Origin of the sequence: Dokdonella sp., assembly GCF_036518555.1 — a bacterium.
GTDB lineage: Bacteria > Pseudomonadota > Gammaproteobacteria > Xanthomonadales > Rhodanobacteraceae > Dokdonella_A.
In genome coordinates, this window is record NZ_DATDMY010000061.1 from 1 (window position 1) to 8,541 (window position 8,541).

12 protein-coding genes are annotated in these 8,541 nt (G+C 71.0%); 5 read left to right on the forward strand and 7 right to left on the reverse strand.

Annotated features, from left to right (window positions below; genetic code table 11):
• Window positions 1–74 precede the first annotated feature (74 nt).
• From VI238_RS03800 to VI238_RS03810, 3 genes are all read right to left on the reverse strand, one after another.
• Window positions 75–365: a hypothetical protein gene (locus tag VI238_RS03800; protein ID WP_331648611.1), complete on the reverse strand. Its 291-nt coding sequence runs from the start codon at window positions 363–365 to the stop codon at window positions 75–77.
• A gap of 148 nt (window positions 366–513) precedes the next feature.
• A complete protein-coding gene (locus VI238_RS03805; protein ID WP_331648613.1) occupies window positions 514–1,410 on the reverse strand; it encodes a DMT family transporter in 897 nt (298 codons plus the stop codon).
• Window positions 1,407–1,787: a tautomerase family protein gene (locus tag VI238_RS03810; protein WP_331648615.1), complete on the reverse strand. Its 381-nt coding sequence runs from the start codon at window positions 1,785–1,787 to the stop codon at window positions 1,407–1,409. Before VI238_RS03810 ends, VI238_RS03805 begins: the two co-directional genes overlap by 4 nt.
• A 47-nt stretch (window positions 1,788–1,834) precedes the next feature.
• Here VI238_RS03810 and VI238_RS03815 point away from each other — a divergent pair, with 47 nt between their 5' ends.
• Entirely contained in the window at window positions 1,835–2,818 is a 984-nt protein-coding gene (locus VI238_RS03815) for a LysR family transcriptional regulator (protein WP_331648617.1), read from the forward strand.
• A 96-nt stretch (window positions 2,819–2,914) separates the two neighbouring features.
• On the opposite strand, the gene dusA is transcribed toward VI238_RS03815, so the two are convergent.
• Window positions 2,915–3,919 carry a tRNA dihydrouridine(20/20a) synthase DusA gene (gene dusA / locus VI238_RS03820; protein ID WP_331648631.1) on the reverse strand — a complete coding sequence of 335 codons (1,005 nt, stop codon included), beginning with the start codon at window positions 3,917–3,919 and terminating at the stop codon, window positions 2,915–2,917.
• 478 nt (window positions 3,920–4,397) lie between these two features.
• Here dusA and VI238_RS03825 point away from each other — a divergent pair, with 478 nt between their 5' ends.
• On the forward strand, window positions 4,398–5,087 hold the full coding sequence (locus VI238_RS03825; protein WP_331648619.1) for a hypothetical protein: 690 nt from the start codon (window positions 4,398–4,400) through the stop codon (window positions 5,085–5,087).
• Between the two features lie 32 nt (window positions 5,088–5,119).
• Here the strand turns inward: VI238_RS03825 and VI238_RS03830 are convergent, their stop codons facing one another.
• Complete coding sequence (locus VI238_RS03830) at window positions 5,120–5,752, reverse strand: GIY-YIG nuclease family protein (RefSeq protein WP_331648621.1); 633 nt, start codon at window positions 5,750–5,752, stop codon at window positions 5,120–5,122.
• A gap of 100 nt (window positions 5,753–5,852) precedes the next feature.
• Between VI238_RS03830 and VI238_RS03835 the strand changes: the two genes are divergently transcribed.
• Window positions 5,853–6,341: a DUF4142 domain-containing protein gene (locus tag VI238_RS03835; RefSeq protein ID WP_331648623.1), complete on the forward strand. Its 489-nt coding sequence runs from the start codon at window positions 5,853–5,855 to the stop codon at window positions 6,339–6,341.
• Window positions 6,342–6,656: 315 nt separating this feature from the next.
• Here VI238_RS03835 and VI238_RS03840 read toward each other — a convergent pair whose 3' ends face one another.
• Window positions 6,657–6,947, reverse strand: coding sequence for a hypothetical protein (locus VI238_RS03840; RefSeq protein ID WP_331648625.1), 291 nt, complete (start codon window positions 6,945–6,947; stop codon window positions 6,657–6,659).
• A gap of 20 nt (window positions 6,948–6,967) precedes the next feature.
• On the reverse strand, window positions 6,968–7,384 hold the full coding sequence (locus VI238_RS03845) for a CBS domain-containing protein (RefSeq protein WP_331648627.1): 417 nt from the start codon (window positions 7,382–7,384) through the stop codon (window positions 6,968–6,970).
• Between the two features lie 503 nt (window positions 7,385–7,887).
• Here VI238_RS03845 and msrB point away from each other — a divergent pair.
• Both msrB and VI238_RS03855 read left to right on the forward strand, forming a co-directional pair.
• A complete protein-coding gene (gene msrB, locus VI238_RS03850) occupies window positions 7,888–8,412 on the forward strand; it encodes a peptide-methionine (R)-S-oxide reductase MsrB (RefSeq protein WP_331648629.1) in 525 nt (174 codons plus the stop codon).
• A partial coding sequence (locus VI238_RS03855; RefSeq protein ID WP_331648633.1) for a peptide-methionine (R)-S-oxide reductase occupies window positions 8,409–8,541 on the forward strand: 133 nt, incomplete at its 3' end. The genes msrB and VI238_RS03855, both read left to right, overlap by 4 nt.

Sequence of the window (8,541 nt, forward strand, 5' to 3'; positions counted from 1 at the left end):
GGCGCGAAGCGAGTCCGTGATCTTAGCGGTTCGCGGGCACGTCGCGCGCGCCGCGGCTCCCGCGCAGCGCACGCTCAGGCGCCGCAGCGGCGCGCACGATCGCGCCGCACCGCCTCGACCGCCGCCATTTCGAGCTGGAGGAACGTACTCCAGGTGTCGCAGGTGCAGCACCGCACGGGGTCGTCGCCGCGGGGCGCTTCGGTCGTGTCGAGGTCGTGGCTGCCGCAGGCGAGGCAGCGGAGGCCGATCGGCGCCGCCGCCTTCGCGCCGGGCGCATCGCGCGTGGGCGCGCGATCCCGCTCGCTCCGCACGATCGACGCGTCCGCCGACGGGTCGCGTGCCGGCTCGTTCGCAGGTCTGTCCATGCCCGTCCTTCGCTGGCGCCGCTGTGCGCGCGTCGATAGCGAATACGCGATTCCGGGACGAATCACGTCACGGGTGGAGAAGGCGACAGCGGTGGCTTCCGCGCGGAAACCCGCTCCATCCGTCCAAGGCCCCGTCGGCGTCGCGGTGTCAGCGACCGCGCGTACCGAGCCAGACGCCGGCCGCGACGAGGGCGAAGCCCGGGATCATGGCCGGTGCGAGGTGCTCGCCGAGCACGAGCCAGCCCATCAACGCGGTGACGGGCGGCATCAGGAAGAACAAGGTCGCGACTTCGGTCGCCGCACCGCCGCGCAGCAGCATGGACAGCAGCGCGAAGCCACCGATCGAGTTGACCAGCACGATCCACGCCAGGGCACCGGCGAACGTTCCGCTCGCGTCGGTGCGGAAATGCTCGGCGAATGCGGCGATCGGCAACAGTGCGAGCGCGGCGATCGCGTGCTGCACGGCGAGGCCGACGCGCAGGTCGGCGGTCGCCGCGCGCCGCTTCTGGTAGTGCGTACCGGCGCCGAGCGCGAACACGCTCAGCGTGCTCGCCGCGTAGGCGGGGATGCTGCCGCTGCCGCCGAAGCGCCCCTGCAGCACGAGCACGACGCCGGCGACGCCGAGCGCGAGTCCGAACCACTGCGCCGCGCGCATGCGCTCGCCGATCAACAGCCCGATCGTCGCGCTCGCGAGCGGCAGCGCACCGATGAACAGCGCGGCGATGCCGGTACCGATGCCGAGTCGCAGCGCCTCGTAGATGCCGCCGAACGAGATCGCGAGCGACAGAACGCCGACGACGGCGTTGTGCGCGACCTCGCGCCAGGTCGGGCGCCGTGCGTTCGCGGCGAACGCCATCGCAGCGAAGATCGCCGCGGCGGACGCGAAGCGCAGGAACAGGATCGTGAACGGCGCCGCGTGCTGCACGGCGATCAATCCGGCCGGATAGCCGGTGCACCAGAGCACGACGAACGCGGCAGCCATCGCGCGCCCGCGCATGCGCGCATCGGCTTCCCGCTCGAGTGGGAGGGCCGCGAGCCGGTTCACGCGTGCAGGATCCGCCCGCCGCCGAACGACCAGTTCTCCCACGCGGTCTCCTTGAACACGACCATCACGTGCTCGCCATCGATATCGTGCGCGGCGAGCCCGGCGAGCAGGCCCGTCAGCAGTTGGCGCTTGACCTTCACGCTGCGGCCGACCGACCACAGGATCTCGATGAGCACGAAGTCGGCGCCACGATCGGCGTGGAGGTCGGGATAGCGCGGGTCGAACACGAAGTCGGCGGGATCGAGCTCGAGCACGCGCTGGAAGCGATCGGTCGCGGGGACTCCGCTCGCGACCAGGGCGTCGTGCACCGCATCGAGGATCGCGCGTCGGCGCGCGGGCGCGGTCGGTTTGCCGACGGTGAGGGTGACGAGCGGCACGGGAGCGCTCCTGCAGTGGGGGCGGGGCACACGATACGGGCGCGCAGGTGCGCGATAAACTCTTCGTCGGCGAATTCATCATTGCGATGATGGCAACAATGATCCGCAACCAGCTCGCCGAGATCGCCTGCTTCGTCGAGGTCGCGCACCGGCTCAGCTTCGCGCGGGCGGCGCTGCGCCTGGGCATGCACGTATCCGGCGTGAGCCGCGCGGTCGGCGCGCTCGAATCACGCCTCGGCGTGCGGCTGTTGCAACGCACGACGCGCCAGGTCGGCCTCACCGAAGCGGGTCGCGCTCACCTCGCCCGCTGCGAGGCGCTGCTCGCCGAGCTCGCGGAAGCCGAAGCGACCGCGAGCGCGTCCGGCGGCGCGCTGCGCGGGCGCCTGCGCGCGAGCCTGCCGAGTGGGCTCGGACTCGCCCACATCACGCCGCGCATCGGCGGATTCGCCGCCGCGCATCCGGAACTCGAGCTCGACCTGCACCTGTCCAACCGCAACGTCGACCTCGTCGAGGAGGCGTTCGACGTCGCGATCCGCGTCGGCGAGCTGCGCGACTCGCGCCTCGTCGCGCGCCGCCTCGGCGACAGCCGCCGCATCCTCGTCGCGAGCACCAGCTACCTCGCCGCGGCCGGCACGCCGCGACGCCCGTCCGACCTCGAGCGCCACGCGTGCCTCGTGCTCGACGTCGGCGCGATCGCCGAGCGCTGGGAGCTGCAGCGACGCGGACGCAGCGAGACCGTTCGCGTGCCCGCGCGCGTGCGTTCGAACAACGCGATCGCGCTGCTCGACGCATGCAGGGCCGGCGCGGGTATCGCGCTGCTGCCGCAGTTCGCGGTCGCGGGTGACGTCGCGGCCGGTCGCCTCGTACGCGTGCTCGACGCATGGGCGGCGACCGAACAGGGCATCTTCGCGATCTACCCGGGCAACCGCTTCATCCCGGCCAAGGTGCGCGCGTTCGTCGCGTTCGTCGAGGACTGCGTGCGCGACGCCGGCGGAGGCGCGCGAACGCGCGCACGCCCGTCACGCCGATGAGCCCGTCCGTCCTGATTCGACGTCATTCCCGCGAAAGCGCGAATCCATCTTGCCCTTCGCCACGACGACGCGCGGCCTGATCATCCGCGACGTGCGTCATGCCGCACGCAACGACCGCTCACCCGCACGGCGCGCCGCGATCGCGGCCTCGACGACGTCCCATCCCGCGTCGGCGCGATGCGCCTGCTCGCTGAGCACGCGCCGGAACATGCGCGCGCCTGGCAGCCCCTGATACAGGCCGAGGACATGCCGCGTGATGTGCTGCAGGCGATCGCCGCGCGCGAGGTGTGCATCGACGTACGGGCGCAACCGGCGCAGCACGTCGTCGCGCTCGGGCAGCGGCGTGCCGTGCAGCGCGTGCTCGATCTCGGCGAGCCGGTACGGCTCGTGGTACGCGGTGCGACCGAGCATGACGCCGTCGACGTGGCGAAGGTGTCCCAGGACCTCGGCGAGCGTCGCGATGCCACCGTTGATCACGACCGCGAGCCGCGCGTGCTCCTCCTTGAGCCGGTACACGCGCGCGTAGTTGAGCGGCGGGATCTCGCGGTTCTCCTTCGGCGACAGGCCCTGCAGCCACGCCTTGCGCGCGTGCACGATGAACGTGTCGCAGCCGCTCGCCTGCACGGTCTCGACGAACCCGGCGAGGCCCGCGTACTCGTCCTGGTCGTCGACGCCGATGCGGCACTTCACGGTGACCGGCACGCCGAGGTGCGCGACCGCGTCGCGCATCGCCGCGACGCAATCGCGCACGAGCGCGGGCTCGCGCATGAGGCACGCGCCGAAGCGACCCGACTGCACGCGGTCGGACGGGCAGCCGACGTTGAGGTTGATCTCGTCGTAGCCGAGTTCGGCGCCGATGCGCGCGGCCTCGGCGAGCTCGTCCGGCTCCGATCCGCCGAGCTGCAGAGCGACTGGATGCTCGGCGGCGTCGTAGCCGAGCAGGCGCGCGCGATCGCCATGGATGACCGCGGGCGCGGTCACCATCTCGGTGTAAAGCAGCGCGTGCGGCGCGAGCAGGCGATGGAAGTACCGGCAGTGGCGGTCGGTCCAGTCCATCATGGGCGCAACGGAGAAGGTTCTATCGCGAGTGGCCAATCGGATTCCGGGACGGCGAGACAGGATTGGGGAGTGCGGTGGCGCGCTCGCGCGCAATCGACATCGTGCCGCTTGCGCGGGCGGGCGCGAAGCGACGCACGGTGTCGGCCGGGCGCGGTGAGCGGATCCCGTCGCCCATCCTATGCGAGCCGGACTCCCTGCGCCATGATGTCGCATGCCGCAGGCGGATCATCGCGATGGGTACCTCGACCCCGCGGCGCTCGCTCGGCCAGCGCCTCGCTCCCGAACCGGCGTATCCAGCGCGAGCACCTCGAGTCGGGGGCGGCGGGTGATGGAGCGGGCCGCGAGGGGCGCGCGACATGCGACCTGCGGCTGCATCGAACGCACGCCGTCGCCGATGGACGCCGCGGTGCGGTCGGTCGTCGCGAACACATTCTTCACTTGAAATTCACAACTACACATCCCCGCTTAAGCGACCATGCGGTCGACGATCAGCCTGGCCTTACAGGAAGGGAGCAATTCGATGGGCATGCCATTGCACGGGGCGCCGTTGCGTTCCGTACTTCGCTTGCGCGCGCGTTTCGCGCGCATCACCGCCCTCGCAGCCGTCGCGGCCGTGAGCCTCGGCACCTGGGCCTCCGCTCAGGCGGAGAACGGCATCATGCGCGACAATTTCGAGACGCCCGACTCGTGTCCGATCGGACGCGTCGAGAACACGGTCGTCGCGTGGCGCTACGACGGCGTCGGCCGCAAGACGATCGACGTGACCGTCGCGGACAACCTCTGGGGTCGCATCGATTCGAACGCCTCGCCCGTCGCGTTCCCGTGGCTGCAGTCGTTCGCCGTGCTCTGGAGCATGCCGCGCAACGGCTACATCGCGGCCGCCTTCGACTTCCCCGAGGCGGTCGACCTCACCACCTGGGGCAAGTTCACGCACGGCGAGACCCTGCCGGGTCCGGCCACCGACATGTCGATCAGCGCGTGGTGCGGCGACTTCAATCCGCCCGAGCCCGGTTGCTCGTTCCGCGGCACGACGACCGGCCAGGCGATGAGCGTCTACAAGCGCACGGGCGCGCTCATCAACGTGGCCTGCGTCGTGAAACCGGGTGAAACGTATTACGTGAACACGCGCCTCACGAATCCCGACGTCGTGCACGCGCAATGCACGGCGAGCACCTGCAAGACGACGATCCAGCACAACCACACGCCGTAGCGCGTCGACCGTCGCCGCCCGGCGGCGACGCTTCAAACCGCACGCGTCGCGCGCCAGCGGGCGACGGCCGCGGGCACGAGCGCGTCGACGTCGATGCCGAGTTCGGCGCCGGCCTCGAGCACGTCGGACAACGCGTGTTCGTAGGCGCGCGCCGATGCGTCGTGCGGCCTGTTGTGCCGCGCGTACTCGATCGCTTCGAGCATGCGCGCGGACCAGCCGAACAGCGCATCGCGCCGCTCTTCGAAGACCGGGCGCAGCCAACCGGCGATCGGCCGGCTCACGACGAAGCCCTCGGCCGACGCCAGCGCCTCGGCATCGTCCGAGGCATCCTCGAGCGCGCCGCGGAACCACTCGTTGCCGCCGCCGGCCGCGGGCTTCACCGCGAGCGGCGCCAGCGCGCTCCAGGACGCGAAGCGTTCGAGCAGGCTGCGCTCGAGCGCGCGCGCTTGCGCGACGCGCGCGGTTTCGACGAGCACGCCGGCGCGGAAATCGAAGTAGCGAAGGCAGCGAGGATGCAGGCTGCGCCATCGCTGCAGCGGGTCGCGCGCGAAACCGATCTTGAACACCGTGTCGTCGCGCACCGGCAGTACATAGACGAACGCGCGACCGCGCGACAACCGCAGCGGCGGGCCGGGATCGTCGGGGGAGAACGCATCGTCCTGCATGGCTTAACCGCCGCTGTGGCGGCAACCGCGCCGTTCTGCTGCGGTTGAGCGCGCGCGCCTACGGTGGGGACTCGTGTACGGATCGAGGAGGTCGAAGCTCATGAACACCCAGCTTATCGCGCTCGCCGCCGCCCTGGCCGCGGGCAGTGCGCTCGCAGCAACGACGAAGGCCGACCGCGAATTCGTCGAGAAGGCCGCCGCCGCCAATGCCGGCGAGATCGCCGTCGGCCGCCTCGCGGCGACGCACTCGCAGGATGCGAAGGTGAAGGCGTTCGGCGAGCGCATGGTGGCGGATCATACGAAGGCCGCGGACGAGCTGAAGGCCGCCGCGAGCGAGGACGGCATCACGCTGCCGCCGTCGTCGGCGAGCAACCCCGACGCGGAACGCCTCGCGCGCCTCAACGGTGCGGAGTTCGATCGCGCGTTCGGCGACCAGATGCGTTCGGACCACGCGAAGGCGGTCGCGCTGTTCAGCGAGGAGTCGAAGGCCGCGGGCGACGCGCACGTGAAGGCGTTCGCGAGCAGGACGCTGCCGACGCTCGAGGAACACAGGAAGATGGCGCACTCGCTGCCGGGCGCATCGAAGTAGAGGCTCCCCCCGCGGCACGCCGCGCACGCGGCGTTGCCGCGGGTGGCGGGCGCGAAGGGACAACGGTCGGCCCCGATGTACCCGATCCATCACCCTGGCGACGCGTGCGCGCGCGCTCGAACGCGACGCGTCGCGCTGCCTCACGCGCGGCCGACGTGACCGTCCGATCGCCGAAATCGACGACCGAGCCGCCGACCCGCCCCCTACGCGACCGATACCCCGTCAGACGTTCGAGGAGCGGTCGCGCACAGGGGATGATCGTGTCGGCGAGCTGTCGCGGAGCAGGTTCCGCTCCGCGCTGCCGCGAACGCGAGGTTAGAACTCGTCGACGAACTCGGCCACGAGCCCGTATTCGCGCGCCGCGAGTTCCACTTCGCGCATGACCAGACGGGCGACCGCATCGCTGAGCGCGTGCACCTCGATGTCGTGGAAGTCGCTGTGCGCGGTGTCGTCGGGCAGGTCGAGCGAACTCGAATCCTCGCGCACGTGCGTGCCGTTGTCGGCGACTTCCTCGACGCGATCGATCTCCTCGATCGCGTCGACGCGCTTGAGCAAGGCCTGCACGGAGTCGTCCGGCCCGGTGACGCGGAATCGCACGGTGCGCATCGATCGCCCTCCCGACCGGATCAATGCGGCGTCGCGACGCCGCGCAGGAACGCATCCTTCGCACCGTCGCTGGCGGCCTGCGCGATGTTGCTGAGGGCGACGAAGCCGACGATGCGCTTGTCGCGGTTGACGACGGGCAGGCGCCGCACGCCGAGCTCGGCCATGTTGCGCGCGACTTCGGCGACATCCTGGTCGTCGTAGCAGTAACGGATGTTCGCGGTCATGACCTCGCGCACGGTCGTGTCCGCCGGGAGACCCTTGGCGACCGCACGGATGACGATGTCGCGATCCGTGAGCATGCCGACGAGGCGGTCGTCGTCGCCGACGGGCAGGCTGCCGATGTCCGCCTGCGCCATCATTTGCGCGGCATCGGCGATGGTCTGGTCCGGTCGGGCGATCACGATGTCGGGGGTCATCACCTGGCTGATCGTTTGCATGGACGGCTCCTCGGTTTCTCCGCTTCAGCGGCTTTCGTGGACGTGGTCGATGTCGCAGGCGGCGTGGCCGCACGCGCAACGCTCTTCGCGCCGCTCGGGCGTCGCGACGCCGACATTCACGCAGTGTGGGCTGCAATAGCTCTGACCCGGTTCGACGCGACAGCGGCAGCCCTCGTGCGCGCACCAGGCCGCGGGCTCGGGCGTCGGCGGGGAGCTGGAATGGGGCATGGGCGCCTCCTCGGGCTCGGTCGCGGGTGGCGGGCTTGCCGGTGCAGCGCGGTCGACTGTACGCCCGCGGCGCAAACGCGAGGTGAACGCCGCGTGGGCGCCGACAATGGGCATCCAGGCCCGCGGCAGGCCGGCGAGCGCGCAACGCCTGCGACGGCGCGACCGCCGCGTCGTGGCAGGATGAGGCATGCGACGCGCGCGCATCGCAAGGAATCGGGCCGATCGCCGGTCTGCTCGCGCAACGGACGTCCACCGACGATTCCCTGGAGCCCCGCATGACCTCCCGCAATCCTCCGGATGCCGCGCGCCGCAGCCTGCTGCTCGGTGGCGCCGCCGCCGTCACCGGCCTGCTCGTGTACGGGCTGCGCCGCTCGATCGCGCCTGCCGCGCGCGCGGCGACGAACGAGCATTTCGAAGTAAGCCACACCGACGAGGAATGGAAGGCGCTGCTGACACCAAGCCAGTACGCGGTGCTGCGCCACGAGGCGACCGAGCCGCCGTACAGCAGCCCGCTCGAGCGCGAGCATCGCAAGGGCACGTTCCATTGCGCCGGCTGCGGCAATGCGCTGTTCACGTCGGTGACGAAGTTCGAGAGCGGCACCGGTTGGCCGAGCTTCTACAAGCCGCTGCCGCACGCGGTCGGCGAATCGCGCGACATGAGCCTCGGCATGCTGCGCACCGAAGTGCATTGCGCGCGCTGCGGCGGGCACCTCGGCCACGTGTTCGACGACGGCCCGCGGCCCACGGGGCTGCGCTACTGCATGAACTCTGCGGCGCTGGTGTTCACGCCCACGAAGTGACGCACACCGATGAGGAGTGGAAGGCGCGGCTCACGCCCGAGCAGTACGCGGTGCTGCGCCACGAGGCGACCGAGCCGCCGTACAGCAGCCCGCTCGAGCGCGAGCATCGCGCGGGCACGTTCCATTGCG

Coding starts and splice junctions, on each gene's coding strand:
- VI238_RS03800 (WP_331648611.1), bottom strand. CDS start 365: ATGGACAGACCTGCGAACGAGCCGGCACGCGACCCGTCGGCGGACGCG.
- VI238_RS03825 (WP_331648619.1), top strand. CDS start 4,398: ATGGGCATGCCATTGCACGGGGCGCCGTTGCGTTCCGTACTTCGCTTG.
- VI238_RS03830 (WP_331648621.1), bottom strand. CDS start 5,752: ATGCAGGACGATGCGTTCTCCCCCGACGATCCCGGCCCGCCGCTGCGG.
- VI238_RS03835 (WP_331648623.1), top strand. CDS start 5,853: ATGAACACCCAGCTTATCGCGCTCGCCGCCGCCCTGGCCGCGGGCAGT.
- VI238_RS03840 (WP_331648625.1), bottom strand. CDS start 6,947: ATGCGCACCGTGCGATTCCGCGTCACCGGGCCGGACGACTCCGTGCAG.
- VI238_RS03845 (WP_331648627.1), bottom strand. CDS start 7,384: ATGCAAACGATCAGCCAGGTGATGACCCCCGACATCGTGATCGCCCGA.
- msrB (WP_331648629.1), top strand. CDS start 7,888: ATGACCTCCCGCAATCCTCCGGATGCCGCGCGCCGCAGCCTGCTGCTC.